This is a genomic window from Anaerorhabdus sp. (assembly GCF_036641015.1).
Classification (GTDB): domain Bacteria; phylum Bacillota_I; class Bacilli_A; order Erysipelotrichales; family Erysipelotrichaceae; genus Anaerorhabdus.
The window spans coordinates 8,120-23,133 of the sequence record NZ_JAVWFO010000030.1 but is presented as its reverse complement, the minus strand read 5'-3'; the positions used below and the strand labels follow the sequence as shown (position 1 = coordinate 23,133).

Annotated in this window: 17 protein-coding genes and 1 tRNA gene; 8 read left to right on the top strand and 10 right to left on the bottom strand. The window is 31.3% G+C overall.

The genetic code is table 11. The features are described 5' to 3' along the window. Positions 1-62 precede the first annotated feature (62 nt). The 3 genes from RR430_RS05860 to RR430_RS05850 all read left to right on the top strand — a co-directional run bounded on the left by RR430_RS05860 (position 63) and on the right by RR430_RS05850 (position 1,956). The gene (locus RR430_RS05860; protein ID WP_332508776.1) at positions 63-389 is read left to right on the top strand and encodes a DUF3899 domain-containing protein; all 327 of its coding nucleotides are present in this window, start codon (positions 63-65) and stop codon (positions 387-389) included. 160 nt (positions 390-549) lie between these two features. Then, positions 550-960: a helix-turn-helix domain-containing protein gene (locus tag RR430_RS05855; protein WP_332508775.1), complete on the top strand. Its 411-nt coding sequence runs from the start codon at positions 550-552 to the stop codon at positions 958-960. A 12-nt stretch (positions 961-972) separates the two neighbouring features. After that, positions 973-1,956, top strand: a complete 984-nt coding sequence (locus RR430_RS05850) for a helix-turn-helix domain-containing protein (protein WP_332508774.1) — start codon at positions 973-975, stop codon at positions 1,954-1,956. A 53-nt stretch (positions 1,957-2,009) separates the two neighbouring features. On the opposite strand, the gene RR430_RS05845 is transcribed toward RR430_RS05850, so the two are convergent. The 5 genes from RR430_RS05845 to RR430_RS05825 form a co-directional block, all read right to left on the bottom strand. Further along, on the bottom strand, positions 2,010-2,945 hold the full coding sequence (locus RR430_RS05845) for an ATP-binding cassette domain-containing protein (RefSeq protein WP_332488775.1): 936 nt from the start codon (positions 2,943-2,945) through the stop codon (positions 2,010-2,012). Then, positions 2,938-3,993: an ABC transporter ATP-binding protein gene (locus RR430_RS05840; protein WP_332508773.1), complete on the bottom strand. Its 1,056-nt coding sequence runs from the start codon at positions 3,991-3,993 to the stop codon at positions 2,938-2,940. Before RR430_RS05840 ends, RR430_RS05845 begins: the two co-directional genes overlap by 8 nt. 13 nt (positions 3,994-4,006) lie before the next feature. Beyond that, entirely contained in the window at positions 4,007-4,924 is a 918-nt protein-coding gene (gene oppC, locus RR430_RS05835) for an oligopeptide ABC transporter permease OppC (RefSeq protein ID WP_332488779.1), read from the bottom strand. After that, complete coding sequence (locus tag RR430_RS05830; protein WP_332488781.1) at positions 4,924-6,420, bottom strand: ABC transporter permease; 1,497 nt, start codon at positions 6,418-6,420, stop codon at positions 4,924-4,926. The genes oppC and RR430_RS05830 overlap by 1 nt, the downstream gene beginning before the upstream one ends. A 123-nt stretch (positions 6,421-6,543) precedes the next feature. Beyond that, positions 6,544-8,508, bottom strand: a complete 1,965-nt coding sequence (locus RR430_RS05825) for a peptide ABC transporter substrate-binding protein (protein WP_332508772.1) — start codon at positions 8,506-8,508, stop codon at positions 6,544-6,546. 340 nt (positions 8,509-8,848) lie between these two features. Here RR430_RS05825 and RR430_RS05820 point away from each other — a divergent pair. From RR430_RS05820 to RR430_RS05805, 4 genes are all read left to right on the top strand, one after another. After that, positions 8,849-8,937 (top strand) — tRNA-Ser (locus tag RR430_RS05820). Between the two features lie 78 nt (positions 8,938-9,015). Next, positions 9,016-9,855: a GNAT family N-acetyltransferase gene (locus RR430_RS05815; protein ID WP_332488408.1), complete on the top strand. Its 840-nt coding sequence runs from the start codon at positions 9,016-9,018 to the stop codon at positions 9,853-9,855. Between the two features lie 121 nt (positions 9,856-9,976). After that, positions 9,977-10,393 (top strand): GNAT family N-acetyltransferase, encoded by a 417-nt coding sequence (locus RR430_RS05810; RefSeq protein WP_332488407.1) that lies wholly within the window; start codon positions 9,977-9,979, stop codon positions 10,391-10,393. 250 nt (positions 10,394-10,643) lie between these two features. Further along, positions 10,644-11,102: an NUDIX domain-containing protein gene (locus RR430_RS05805; RefSeq protein ID WP_332488406.1), complete on the top strand. Its 459-nt coding sequence runs from the start codon at positions 10,644-10,646 to the stop codon at positions 11,100-11,102. Between the two features lie 92 nt (positions 11,103-11,194). Here the strand turns inward: RR430_RS05805 and RR430_RS05800 are convergent, their stop codons facing one another. After that, positions 11,195-11,737: a flavodoxin family protein gene (locus tag RR430_RS05800; RefSeq protein WP_332488405.1), complete on the bottom strand. Its 543-nt coding sequence runs from the start codon at positions 11,735-11,737 to the stop codon at positions 11,195-11,197. Positions 11,738-11,876: 139 nt separating this feature from the next. On the opposite strand from RR430_RS05800, the gene RR430_RS05795 reads away from it, so the two are divergent. Continuing rightward, positions 11,877-12,497, top strand: a complete 621-nt coding sequence (locus tag RR430_RS05795) for an HAD-IA family hydrolase (protein ID WP_332488403.1) — start codon at positions 11,877-11,879, stop codon at positions 12,495-12,497. On the opposite strand, the gene RR430_RS05790 is transcribed toward RR430_RS05795, so the two are convergent. From RR430_RS05790 to RR430_RS05775, 4 genes are all read right to left on the bottom strand, one after another. After that, a complete protein-coding gene (locus RR430_RS05790) occupies positions 12,494-12,910 on the bottom strand; it encodes a VOC family protein (protein ID WP_332488401.1) in 417 nt (138 codons plus the stop codon). The two genes, RR430_RS05795 and RR430_RS05790, sit on opposite strands and share 4 nt — an antisense overlap. Then, positions 12,907-13,590 (bottom strand): DNA alkylation repair protein, encoded by a 684-nt coding sequence (locus RR430_RS05785; protein WP_332508771.1) that lies wholly within the window; start codon positions 13,588-13,590, stop codon positions 12,907-12,909. The genes RR430_RS05790 and RR430_RS05785 overlap by 4 nt, the downstream gene beginning before the upstream one ends. Positions 13,591-13,681: 91 nt before the next feature. Further along, positions 13,682-14,053, bottom strand: coding sequence for a metal-dependent transcriptional regulator (locus tag RR430_RS05780; protein WP_332488397.1), 372 nt, complete (start codon positions 14,051-14,053; stop codon positions 13,682-13,684). A gap of 97 nt (positions 14,054-14,150) precedes the next feature. After that, positions 14,151-14,918, bottom strand: a complete 768-nt coding sequence (locus RR430_RS05775) for a helix-turn-helix domain-containing protein (protein WP_332488395.1) — start codon at positions 14,916-14,918, stop codon at positions 14,151-14,153. Positions 14,919-15,014 lie beyond the last annotated feature (96 nt).

The following is a 15,014-nucleotide window of genomic DNA, read 5'->3' as shown; positions in this document are numbered from 1 at the left end:
TTATTGCTCTTTCCATTAGTGTTTGAACATGTTAGAATATTATCAATTGCGAGGTAAAAACCATGAATAAATATTTCAATCGAAAATCAGTAATATATATCGTTATTTCAGCTATTATTGCCTTAATAGTAAGCTATTTCAATAGGCCTACATTTCTTTGGATAATTAACTCTTTAACCATTACTGGATGTATCGCTTTACTTTATGCCATCTTTAGATGGCTATATATTAAAGGAGACTTTGACCTATTTGGATATAGACAAACCAAGAGCGGTTACGCTGAATATAAAAGACAATTATTAGAAGAAAGAAAAGAATACACTAACTCTTTATTGGGTGCTGGATTAATCTTATCACTAATAGCCATTATTTTAACCATTTTCTATTAAAGCAATCAGTTGATTGCTTTTTTAATTTTTCTTATAAAATCGTTTGATTATGCGCTATAATTAGCGTATGAAACTAATAGTTGCGTCAATTCAAAGTAGAATTGGTAGAGGCAACCAGGCTATATTCGATAAAATGGAGACAGTTAAAGGAGAATATAGTATGAGCAAAGATATATCAAAAAGACTTATCCAATTACGAACAAGTCATTACTTAAGTATAGAGGAATATGCTAAAAAGATTAATGTTTCAATCGAAGAAGTTAAACAATGGGAAAGCGGAACATCTAAACCGAATAGTGATCATTTGATCGCTTTGGCAAAATTATACGAATGTAGTATAGATGATTTACTAACTTGTCCAAATGATACCCATTTTAATGGAAACTTACACATTAACTCATCTGGAATTGAAATTAGTTACAATGATAAGAATATTCAAATTAATGATGAAGGTGTTGTCATTAATAGTCCCAACAATGATTTAGAATTAACAAAGAATGGTATTTTTAAAAACGGTCAATTAGTTAAAAAGATTAACATTAGTTTTGAATATGATGAGAAGAATAAATAAGGAGAATAGAACATGAATATACAAATCGCAAACCGCTTAGTGGAGTTAAGAAAACAACACGGCTATTCGCAAGAGGAGCTTGCTCAAGAATTGGGGATTTCTAGACAAGCAATTAGCAAATGGGAAAGAGCTGAGTCTTCTCCTGATACTGATAACTTGATTCTTCTTGCAAAACTATATGGTATTTCACTTGATGAAATGTTAAGAACTGATAACGAAGAACCTAAACCAGAAGAAGACAAGCAAGAAGAAAACAAACAAGAAAATAGTTCAAAAACATATTTTGATTTTAATGATAGTGACAAGAGAAAACAACGTGTTCATATTGGCTGGGATGGTATCCACGTTAGAGATGAAGATGAAATTGTAGATATTTCATGGGATGGTATTCACGTTATTACTAAAGATGATGATGAAGTTCATATTGGCAAAAAAGGTGTTCATGGACATTCGAAGGAAAATTCTTTTGAAGCATTCAACGATGGCGTGTATGTTAATGGCAAGAAAGTAGATAAAGCAGAATGGTGGAGTCATAATGAAGACGATTATGATGATGATCATGATTATACTAAATACCATCGTACATTTTTAGATTTTATTCCTTATGGTGTAATTGTATTTCTAGTATTTCTATACTTAGGAGTTTTCCAAGGAATGTGGCATCCTGCATGGCTATTATTATTCACAATCCCAGTATATACAAGTTTTGCAAAAGCGATTCGTAAGAAAAACTTCTATTGTTTCAACTATTCAATGCTTGCAGTAACAATCTTCTTCTATGTTGGATTTACTTATGGTGCTTGGCATCCAGGTTGGGTAATTTTTATCACAATACCTGTCTACTATTATTTAATAAGTTATTTTAGAAGATTATTTAAAAAGAAAAAATCTAATGTTATTGATATTAATGTTGAATATGAAGATACCGATAAAGATAGTGATCCTTTAGACGATATTGAAGATGTGAATGATGATATTAATAATTTAAATCTTTAATACTATTGTAATTCAAAAATAGCCAGTAGGATATCCTCCTACTGGCTATTAGTTTATTTAAGTTCTAGTTTGTATTGTGCTAGTTCTTTTTCATTTGCCCAAACAAAGTGTCCAGGTTTGATTTCATGGAAAGCTGGTTTATCCACTGAGTAATCATGAGCAGCTTCATCATAAACAACTAGTTGTTTAGCCTTTTCAATAACTGGGTCAGGCAAAGGTACTGCTGATAATAAACTCTTTGTATATGGATGAAGACTATTAGAGAATAATTCTTCTGTTGAAGCTAACTCTACAATTCTACCTTTATGAATAACTGCAATACGATCTGAAATATAGCGTACTACTGATAAGTCATGAGCAACAAATAAAATTGTTAATCCTTTTTCAACTTGGAATTTCTTTAGTAAGTTAAGTACTTGAGCACGAATAGAAACATCTAATGCTGAAATAGGTTCATCAGCGATAAGAATTTCTGGTTCCATAATCATAGCACGAGCAATTCCGATACGTTGACGTTGTCCACCTGAGAACTCATGAGGATAACGAGAAGCATGTTCAGGAAGTAACCCTACACTTGATAATGCTTGTTGAACTTTCTTCTTACGATCTTCTTCATTTTCATATAAATGAAAGTTATGTAAACCTTCAGAAACGATATAATCAATAGTTGCACGTTCATTTAATGAAGCTGCAGGATCTTGGAATACCATTTGGATATTACGAATAACTTCACGATTAAGTTTGTCATCTAATTTTCCATTAATTTTATTACCATGGAATAAAACTTCTCCTGCGCTTGTCGGATTAATCTTGATGATAGCACGACCTATTGTCGTTTTACCAGATCCAGATTCTCCAACTAATGAGAACGTTTCACCTTTGTATACATCGAATGTAACATTTTGTACTGCTGTAAATGATTTCTTACCTTGAGTAAAAGTAACTGCTAAATCTTTTACTTCTAAAATTTTCTCATTAGAATTAGTCATTTGTTTTACCTGCTACTTTCAACATACGCTCATGCAATTGTCTAATTGGTTCTGGTGGTGTCACCTTAGGTGCACGAGGATCAGCTAACCAAGTTTTCGCAAAGTGTGTATTACTAATTGAGAACATTGGTGGTTCTTCTTCAAAATCAATTTTCATTGCATATGGACTACGCATTGCAAATGCATCACCTTTAATTTGATCATAAAGTGAAGGTGGTGTACCTGGAATAGCATATAATTCTTCACCTTTTAACCCAAGTTGAGGAAGTGAAGACAATAGTCCCCATGTATATGGATGTCTAGGATTATAGAAAATATCCTCAACTGTTCCATATTCAATAATTTGTCCACTATACATAACAGCAACACGATCAGCAACATTTGCTACAACTCCTAAGTCATGAGTAATATAAATTGTTGTGAATCCGTATTCTTTTTGTAAATCGCGAATCAAACGAATGATTTGTGCTTGAATAGTAACATCTAATGCTGTTGTAGGTTCATCACAAATCAAAATTTTAGGTTTACATGCTAACGCAATTGCAATAACAATACGTTGACGCATTCCACCAGAATATTGGAATGGATATTCATCAAAACGTTGAGCCGCATTGTGAATTCCAACTTTTTCCATTAATAATATAGCTTCAGCTTTTGCTTCGCTTTTTGTTAATTTTTGATGCTTTTCAATTACTTCTGTGATTTGCTTACCAATAGTAATAATTGGATTCAAAGATGTCATAGGATCTTGGAATACTGTTGCGATCTTACGACCTCTAATTTCTTCCCATCCTTTATCATTCTTAATTTCTAGTAAGTTTCTATCTTCAAATATAATTTTACCGTTAGCTACAGAACCATTTACTTCTAACATACCAGTAAATGTTTTAGTTAATACTGATTTTCCACTTCCTGATTCACCAACAATTGCAAGTGTTTCACCTTCATATAATTCAAGTGATACATTACGAATTGCAGTAAGTTCTTTAGAACGAACCTTGAACTTTACCACGATATCAGAAGCAGATAGTACGATTTTCTTTTCCATCTTAATATCCCTCCTAAATATGTGTCTTTGGATCAGACGCATCTGCCAAATTTTGTCCTACTACATAAAGTGAAATTGTAATCATTGCAAGCACCGCAACTGGAATCCAGAATGTATGAGGTGATTGTGCTAAATAAACAGTATTATCACTTATAGTCTTACCTAGTGAAGCTGTTTTCTCACCAACCCCAATTCCTAAATAAGATAAGAATACTTCTAACGAAATGAAAGAAGGAATATCTCTAGAAACTGATGTAACGATTACTGAAATCAAATATGGAAGAACGTTATTCTTAACGATATTCCATGTTGATGTACCTAAACAACGACTTGCTAAATTGTATTCACGGTCACGAATAATCATAACTTGAACACGAATGAAGTACGCTGTATTTAACCACGATGTAACAGATAAAGAGAATATTAATTGTGATGTACCACGTCCTAAGATATACATAAGAACAAATACTAGTAATGTAAAAGGAACATTCGCAATTACATTATAGATTTCAAGCATAATTTTATCTAAGCTCTTTAAGTATCCCCAGAATGCTCCAACGATTACACCAAGTACTGTAGTAATAGCTGTTGCAGAGAAAGCAATGAATAATGATGTTCTAGCTCCTAACCAAACTTGGTCAAACAAACTATCACCAAATGAGTCAGTACCAAACCATTCATTCATGCTAGGTGGATTAAATTTAGAACCCGCAACATTAATATTAATATGTTGAGAAGGACTATATCCACTCATCATTGGTTGAACTATAGCTAATACAAGAACAATAACAGAAACTATTAAGAAGAAGACTGTTACTTTACTTGCAAAGAATTTCTTAAAAACTGATTTCCAATAAGAATATTGAGGAGCAGCAATATGTTCTGATTCTAATTCATCAATACTTACAAACGAAAATTTATTATCAGTCATTATTTTGCACCTCCCTCTTTCTCAGTCAATTGAATACGAGGATCTAACCAAGTAATCAATAAGTCACCAAACAATACTGCAAAGATAGACACGGCAGTGAATATTAATGTTAAAGCAATAATCAAACTGTTGTTATAAGCTTTAATTGCATCTGGTAATAATTTACCCATACCAGGAATAGCAAATACTGTTTCAGTAATAACGGCACCACTTATCGTTAATACGATAGAAGCTGGTAACCCTTGTGCAATTGGAATAATTGCATTTCTTAAAATATGCTTAATGAAAATTTCGTTTTGAGATAAACCTTTAGCACGTGCAAACTTAACATAGTCAGCACTTGATTGGTCAATCATATAACGACGAATCCAAATCATTAAACCTGAAGTATTTAATAAAGCCAAAATAATTAGTGGTAATATGTAACTCATAACATTATGAGAACCTAATACTGGGAATTTATCTGGCAAACCAAAGAATGTAGTACCAATTAAACGTCCAAAGTAAATAAACGCTAATGATGGTACAGCAATCATAAAGTTGATGTAAATAATACCAATCTTATCAACTAACATACCTTTTTTACTTGCCATGAAAATTCCAAATGGCAATGAAACTAAATATGCAAGAATAAGTGATAGAATACCAAATGTCATAGAAATAGACATCATAGATGGATCACTCTTATAAGAAGTACAGTTCGCATAGTTATCATTGAATTTCTGAGTATCCATACGATCTAATGTAGATGTAGGTTTATACTTACAACTATGTAATTCTAATGGTGATTTTGCAGTTGATCCAGTTTCAAAAGTAACTTCTCTATTTACTGCAGTACCTTGTTCACTTGATATAACATCAATAATTGATTGTCCATCAAATGTAGGATAAGAAGTTCCTAAATCTAATTCTATTAAATTTTGGTGTAAGAAAGGGAAATTAGAATCTAAATAGAATAAATATTTATTTTCGCAACCTGAACATTTAATTGCAGGTAAACCATTAAAATCAGATCCAATATAAACTTTACGTTCTAAATCTGGGTTATCTAAGTCTTTTACCGCCCAAGGATTGTCTATTGTTATAAGGTTCTTATAGAAATCTAAAACGATGGTTGTTACCGGCTTATCTTTATACGCATAATATAAACCTGAGCCCTTATAGGTCTCAATTGTATATCCTTTAGCCTTGTATTCATCTGCAAGCTTTGTTGCCTCTGCTGAGCCAACTTCCATACATTTAGTTAATTCAGAACCTTCTAAAGTACTACACATATCTTTTTGCTCAACAAAATCGAGATAGCCAATGCTCTCCCATTTTATATATTTGTATCTTGTTTTTTCATCAATTTTACCACCTAATTTGATATAAGTTTGATCCACTTTAAACACTAAATCACGAGGTAATAGTGTTTGAATCATAACTATCGCAATTGTGGTGACCAAAAAGATAGAGATAATCGAGCGTATTACTCTTCCAAAAATGTATCTCTTCACAATAAGTCATCCTCCTCTATTCATAAAAAATTGATTAGGGGGAGATTATCCCCCTAATCGATTATAGTTTGGGCTTCATTCGTTAGTCAACGAATTTTTAACACAAATTTCGTAAGTTAGGAACTATTTCATCCAAGCTTCTCTAGCAGCAGTGTAATCAGCAAGTGTAATTGCTTCTTCTCCAACCACTAAATTTTTGAATTTGTAAACAGAAATTCCAGCCATGCTATATGAACGTTCAAATGGATTGAACTTAGCTAAATGGTAGTTAACTGCTCTTGTTTGTGTTTGAATTGGGAACGCTAATGCATTATCAATTAAGAATGCTTCAGCTTTTGCATATGCTTCATAACGTGCATCGTTATCATTAACGATTGCGTCAGCAGCATCTAACATTTCTTGATATTTATCAAGACCAACTGCTTTGATTGCAGCTTGGTTAGCAGCATCATCATAGCTAGGGTTGTCAGCTTTAGCAATACCCATTGTTGTTTCAATAACGTCACCACTCTTAATAGACCAAATGTTTAAATAAGTTTTTGGATCCATATAGTCAGCACCCCAACCAGTTGATGTACTGATATCCCAGTCTGTATCTTCTGGTCCTACTGCTGTATATGATGATCTACTTACTGTATCTTCATCAGCTAAGATTACGTTAATTTCAACATAACCTGGTAATGATGCTTCAATTGATTGTTTTAATGATGATGCTTGAGCAACTAGTGTTTTTTCGTTTTGTTGTACTAACATATCAAGCTTAATAGGGAAAGTAACATCAAGTTCAGCTTCTGCTTTCTTCATGTATTCCATTGCTTTTTCAGGATTGTAGAATGGATCTGCACCTTCTGTTAAGTTATCAGTAGTTGTTGTATTTGCAGCAACTAAGTCACCATAAGGTTTTCCTTCGCTTGTTAATACGAAGTTATATGGACATTCCATATTACGTAATGCCATAGCAGCGATATCTTTACGCATTGCTTGAGCCATGTAAGAAACACGGTCCATACCAAACTTCATTGCTAAACGGAAGTCTGTATTTTGTAATGCGTTATAAGCATCTTGTTTTTCTTTATCTGTTGTTTTGCTTGTATGGTTATAGTTTGTACGGTTGAAATTAAAGTTCATACCGAAAGTATAAGTATTTTGTAAACCATTATATGCATAGTCTTTATATTTATCTAAAGTAGCATCGAAGTTATCAGAAGTTACTAATAAAGCTGCTTCTGAATAACCAGAATTTTCAAAACCGTTTACTGTTGACGCTGGATCTGATCCATCATCATAAACACGTGTTACATTTTGAATGTATACATGTTCTGCATCCCAATAGTTTTCATTCTTAACTAATTTTTGTTCTGATTTAGAAACGTTAGAAGTTAAGATATATCCACCATTATAAAGAATTGAATCGTAACTAGCTGCATTACCAAAGCTACATGTGTTAACATCAGCAGCACCTAATTTACAACCTTCTCCTTGTGCTTCAAGGAATTCTTGGTTGATTGGGAATAAGATTGAATAAGTTGTTTTTGTATCAAAATAAGATTCTGGAGCTTCTAGAGTATATTCTAGAGTATAGTCATCAAGGGCTTTAACCCCTACTTCTTCCCATGCAACTTGTCCATTAATATAAGCATCTAAGTTTTTGATAGATGTTTGTACTAGACCAATTGTTTGTGAGTTAAACTCAGCAGCATGGCGTAATCCTGTTACGAAGTCTTGAGCTTTTAATTCATCATAAACTTCACCAGTACTTGTAACCCATTGAACACCAGGTCTAATGTTGAATGTCCAAACAGTACTGTCTTCGTTTGCTGACCAATCTTCTGCTAAAGCTGGAACGTAGTTACCCTTATTATCATTTTCAAGTAATCCGTCTACTAGGTTTGCATTAATTTCATGATCCCCAGCGTTTTGTGTTACTACATAGTCCATAGATTGCATATCTGTAGCAAATACATAAGTATAATCTGCTGAAGTTATAGCCCCATCTTCACCACCGTTATCAGGTGTAGAAGGTGTAGGTTTACTTGAGCATCCTGCAACCATTACTAATGCAAGTAACGCAATAAGTAATTTTTTCATATTCTTCCCTCCATCAAATCATTAAGATTTGTTCCTTAATTTTATGATTATTTTGTGTAAAAGTCAACAATCTTTGAAATAGTTTTCATAAAATATTTATGAAACTTTTTACATTTTTCATTTTCTTACATTTCTTCCATTTCTAAAGCTTTGTGATAATATAATAATATATGAGGTATATTTCAATTAACTGATAAGAAAATCCCTATAAGAACCTCTAAAACCTACCTCATGTAAAAATAGGGATTGATCATTTAAGGCATATATTTGCGCATATGAATATTGGTTATTATAGATAACATCCAATGCTATCAAAATCCTATGATTCACAATAAAATTTGGAGAAATACCCAAGAGGCTGAAGGGACTGGTTTCGAAAACCAGCAGATGTGAAAGCATACGAGGGTTCGAATCCCTCTTTCTCCGCCAAAACCAATTCTAATTTCATGTAAAAAATTATGATTTACCTTATATTAGGACATTTATATAAAGGAAAGGTTAAATGCTATGTATAGTTATAAATCTTTAAATAACATCTCATATAGTGAGATTGCAAAATGTTTTAATCTTGCTTTTTCTGATTATTATTTACAACTACAATTAACCGCTAAACAACTGCAAACTCATTTTGAAATAAGCGGAGTAGATAAAAATCTTTCGTATGGTGCATTTGTAGAAAATCAAATGATTGGCTTTATTTTCAATTCTTCTACTATATATAATGAACAAATTGTTGTTTTTGATGTGGGCACAGGTGTTATCCCTGAGCACAGAGGAAAAAAAGTTTTTACCACCCTTTTTAGATTTACTGAACAAGAACTACAAAAACACCAGATAGAAAAATACTACTTAGAAGTTTTACAACAAAATGATAAAGCAATATCTTCCTATAGAAAGCAAGGTTTTACTGTAACAAGAGAATTTTCTATACTTAGTATATCTAATTATAACGAAGAAATAGAGCACAAAGAAGTTAAGTATATAAACTTTACTGACTTTGACCTAAAAAAAATAAGCCCCTGTAATTATGTCAAACCATCCTACGAACATTCAACTAATATATTAAAAATAAATCCGAATCTTTATGAAGTTGCTTTTACACAAGATAATAATACGATATGTGCATTTTCTGTTTTTTCAAAAGAAGATGGACGTATTATTCAGCTTGGGTATACGGATATCAATCAATTGAAACTTGTTATTGAACAATTACTTTCAAAATTCAACAATATTACAGTTAAGAATATCGATGTAGTTTATTTGGAAGTATTGAAACTGCTCCATTCACTTGGATTTTGTGAAGTATGCCAACAATTTGAAATGGTAAAAACAATTTCTTCTACCTAACAATTGCGAGCATAATATACGCTAACTACAAAATTTTTTTCATCATCTTATGATAAGATATGAGTAGTATTATTTATATTATGCATAGTTTACATTTACTGAAAATAGTGAGGGTACAAGGATGAAAATAGAGAAACTAAAAAATGAGGATTATGTAGGTAAAAAAATTGTAGCAACATACACCACAACTGGCTACTATGAAATCGAGGTCCAAGATGAGACTTTCACTATTATGCACAAGTCATTTGATGAAATAAAAACCCAATCATTTGAATCCACCCTTTTTGACCAATGGCTCGATAACCCAATAGCCTACGGAGCTTTTGATAAAGATATCCTTCTTGGTTTTGTAGAGGGTTTTTTGGAAAAATGGAATAATCGCTATCGCATCAGTAATATCTGCATTTTTAAAGAACAAGATAGACGGAAAGGATTGGGCGATAAATTAATCAACCGAATAATTGAAGAAGCTAAATTAAGTAAAGCTAGAATGGTTGTCTTGGAAACGCAAAGCTGTAACGAAAAAACATGGCTTTAAAATTATTGGTTTTGATTTGTATGCATATACCAATTCCGATCCAAAACTTCACGAGGTTAGAATTGAAATGGCAATGGCTTTATAACATCCAGGTAAACCAGTAGGTCAAATAATTTGAATATTTTAGATTTACTAGAAGAATAATATATCAAATATACTTTTAACAATCTAAACTCAAAAACAGATGCCTCAGTAAGGTTAGTTGAAAACATCATGTCAATCAAACCGTTTATATGTTAGGAGATACAAAATGTTGGAAAAATCATTTGGAAACAAAAAAAACAATACAATATATAAAGAACGTATTGGAGCTTATGGTATAGGTTTTTCTAAAGATGGAAAAATCCCCGTAACAATGACACATTTATATAATGGTGAAAATGGATATTTTTTACTTGGAGGTGGAATCGATAACAACGAAAGTCATCTTGAATGTATTATTAGGGAATCTTTAGAAGAAGCAGGATTAAGTGTTACTCCTAAAGACTTTGTTTGCAAGGGTGATTATTATCATTATATAGAAGAAACTAAAACAAATTTACATGGTATCGGATATTTTTATTACATGGAAATTGGTTCAGTCGTATCTGATAAAACTGAACTAGACCATTATCTAGTATGGTTAACACTTGATGAGATACGCAAAAAACTATTTCTACCGCATCAAATTTGGGCAGTAGAAGAGACTTATAAATTATTCTCTAAATAATAAATGCAAAGTATCAATTTAATTTATATGATTTCATTATATAGATTAACAATCAAATGACCCTATACAATAATATATAAGGTCATTTTTTATTATATTGTTTTTCCTAATTTGTAAGCTTCTTCTAAAAACTCAAAATGTTTTTGAATGTCACCTATATCAGTAACACCAACAGCTTTTACTACTCCTTTTAGTTCCGCCTTTTCATAACACTCTACCCAACCTTTTAATCCTTGTATTGCATAATCCATTGCTGTAACTTCCTCTTCTGCAGCAGAGGCTAAGAAATAAATATCTCTAAATTTATAGTCTTTTAAAAACATTGCATTCATACGATCTAATAGTGTCTTCATTTGCCCACTCATTTCATAATAGTAAATAGGAGTAGCAAATACTACTACATCACTCTTTAATACGATATTTTCTATTACATTAGCATCATCTTTTATTGCACATTTTCCTGTAGTTTGACACGCTAAACACCCTTTGCAAAAGTGAATTGTTTTATCAATTAAACTAATCATTTCAACATCATGTCCAGCATCTTTTGCACCTTTATAAAACTCTTTTGCCAGCAAATCTGAATTACCATCTTTTCTTAAACTTGTAGAAATAACACATACTTTTTTATTCATACTATATCTCCTCTTTTATATCATTATTAACCATTTACAATCCCATAATTACTACTAATATATTACTACACATAAAAAGTATATGTACAATGATATTTAAAATAAGTAAGATATATACAATACAACAAGGAGTATTCTGATGAAATATAAAAATGTTATATGGGATTTTGATGGCACATTATTCAACAGTTATCCAGCAATGATTGAATCATTTATGATGGCACTTAGAGAAAAAGATATAGAAGAAGATACTAAAACAATTGAAACATTGATGAAAATATCCGTTCCTACCGTTATTGAGTACATTCAAAATAAATACAATTGCTCAGATGATGTTGTTAACCGCTTTAATGAAATAAGAAAAGATATCGAAATCAAAAAATGCATACCTTATGAAGATACTTTAAGTACTCTTCAATTTATTATCAACCAAGGTGGAAGTAATTTCATATTTACTCATCGTGATAAATCAACAATTGAAATACTAAAACAATATAGTATGCACTCGTTATTTACTGAATGTGTTACAAAAGAATATGGATTCGAGAGAAAACCAAGTCCTGATGGAATAAACTATTTGATTGATAAGTATAATTTAGATAAGAAAGAAACAATTATGATAGGTGATCGTGAACTTGATATTCTATCTGGAAATAACGCTAACATTGATTCTTGTTTTTTTAATAATGAAAATAAAACAAATTGTTCTTTAGCGACATTTTCTATCAATTGTTTATCAAAAATAAAAGAAAAGAACTAAAGTTCTTTCTCTAAATTGAATTGCCAACCAACACCGTATTTATCTTTTACAAATCCATATAAATCACTAAAGAATGTTTCTGTTAATGGCATGACAATAAAACCATCTTGAGCTAACTTATTAAACCAGTCAGTTAGCTTTTCTTTATCCTTTGTATTAATTATGATACTCAAGTTATTTCCAACAATATATTCCATATCTGGCATAATATCAGAAAACATTAGTTTGTTTCCTTCAATATTAATATTTGCATGAATAACTCTTTTCTTAACTTCCTCTGATAATGGAAAACCTGGATTACTAGACATTTCACCAAATTTCATTATATTGGCTTCCACATTAAAAATATCAGCATAGTAATTTACCGCTTCAGCACAATTACCATCAAAATTAAAATATATATTTACACTCATGTTTTTACCTTTTCTTTCTTCTCTAATCCAACACGAATCCAATCTATTGCATAAGGTGATGTACATCCTTTAGAGACTTTTATATCTCTATATACACCTAATTCTTCACCAATTTTTAAACACTGCCCTGTGTATTTTGGATAATTAATACCAATCTCACATAACGCTCTATTCATTGTCTCTTGTTTTTTTATAGTTGTATTACCAAGCTCCACTTTTATAATATTCAAATAACGATCAATTTTCTGCTCATCAACATTATTTTTAAGTATACTTTTAACAACTAAGTACCAACCTCCACGCCCTAAAATATCATTTGAACTTTTAATCCATTGTTCCATATAAATATCGCGATCATCCCGCATGAATACAACATAATCGATAAATTCATCCATGAGATAACAAAATTCTATTTCATTTGCTATCAACTCAATTTTATTTTTATTTAACTTTTTTGGATCCATTATCATCACCGATAACATCTTTGCATCTAGATTATTTTCATTCCATAAGGAAGAAGCTAATTCTTGATTTTTGCCTAATTCATTTGCCAATTTCCTTAGTATCAGCATTGGCACCCCAAATTGTGGAAGTTTATTTCCATTTTTTTGATTTACTTTTATTCTTGTAGAATTTGATTGTGTTTCTAAATAATTCAATATTTGTTTTACCGATTTCATATCATCACCTTCGACTATGATTCATTTTATTTATATCATGTGCATTCCTTGTCGACAACTCATATGATAGAAAAAAAAGAAGATTTCTCTTCTATTTTTTATTAGATAGGTAGTATTGTTTAATACAACTAAATGTTGTGTCACTAAGCACATGTTCAATACGACATGAATCCTGATATGCTGTTTCTTTATCAACACCCAAATCCATTAAAACTTGAGCAATCATTTCATGACGTTCATATACTTTCTCAGCTACATCAATCCCTTTATCAGTTAATGTGATATATCCATTACCATCAACATTGATATATCCGTTTTCTCTGAATTTTTTCATTTGTTCACTTATTGATGGTTTAGAAAATCCCATTTCATTTGCAATATCAATTGAACGTACATGTTCATTTTTCTTTTGCAATACTAAAATTGTTTCTAAATAGTTTTCTGCCGATTCTTGTATTTTCACTTAATACCTCCGAACATTTATATGCTTTGAGTATAGCATATCCAATATCCTTATTCAAACTTCCTACTCCTATTGCTTAACACCAATTTAAATAAATCTACGCGTATTTTTTACCAACAATATATGTAGGTAAAAACATCAATCCAAATAAAAGTGCTACTGCAATACTTACCATGGTTTGATAAGAAAATGGTGTAAACATAGAATAAATTGTATAAATAATCGGTAATATAACAATTAAAATTGATAAACAAATACAATTAGCGTGGACAATAGGTTGCCAATTATTGTTGTTTAGTTTTAAACCGGCAATATGCAAACGTACAACACCGTGGGTATATACATTTATATTATTTTGATCATAATAAACAGGTAATTTAGTTTTTGCAAAGAACGTAAAATAAGTTAAAATCACAACTGCTGCCAATTCAATTCCACCCACTGAGTTTAGATTTCCAAAAGACGGCAAATAGTTATTGATATTCATCCATGAAACAATCAATATCATGGCTACTATCGATGCAAGGAAACTTCTTGTCCGAATCATTTGGTATCGTTTTTGTTGAGAAAATTCGTTATTTGCTGCTTGTATTGAACTTTCAATAATTAGATCAACTTGATCTTTACCTAATTGGGCTCCCTCATCTATTCTTTCGCTGTGATAGAGTTCTGTTAAACTGACACCTAATACCGTTGCAAGAGAGTCTAAAAGTGTAATATCTGGAAACGATAACCCTCTCTCCCACTTGCTAACTGCTTTATCAGATACTCCTAGCTTCTCAGCTACATCTTTTTGAGTATATCCCTTTTCTTTTCTCAATTGCATTAAAAATTCACCGAACTTAATATTGTCTATTGTATGCATACCGCACCTCCTAACTTAAGATTAAATTAAATAGTTATAAATTCAACCGACCATTGGTAGAATTATAAGAAAAGAGCCTTTCGACTCTTTGATTAA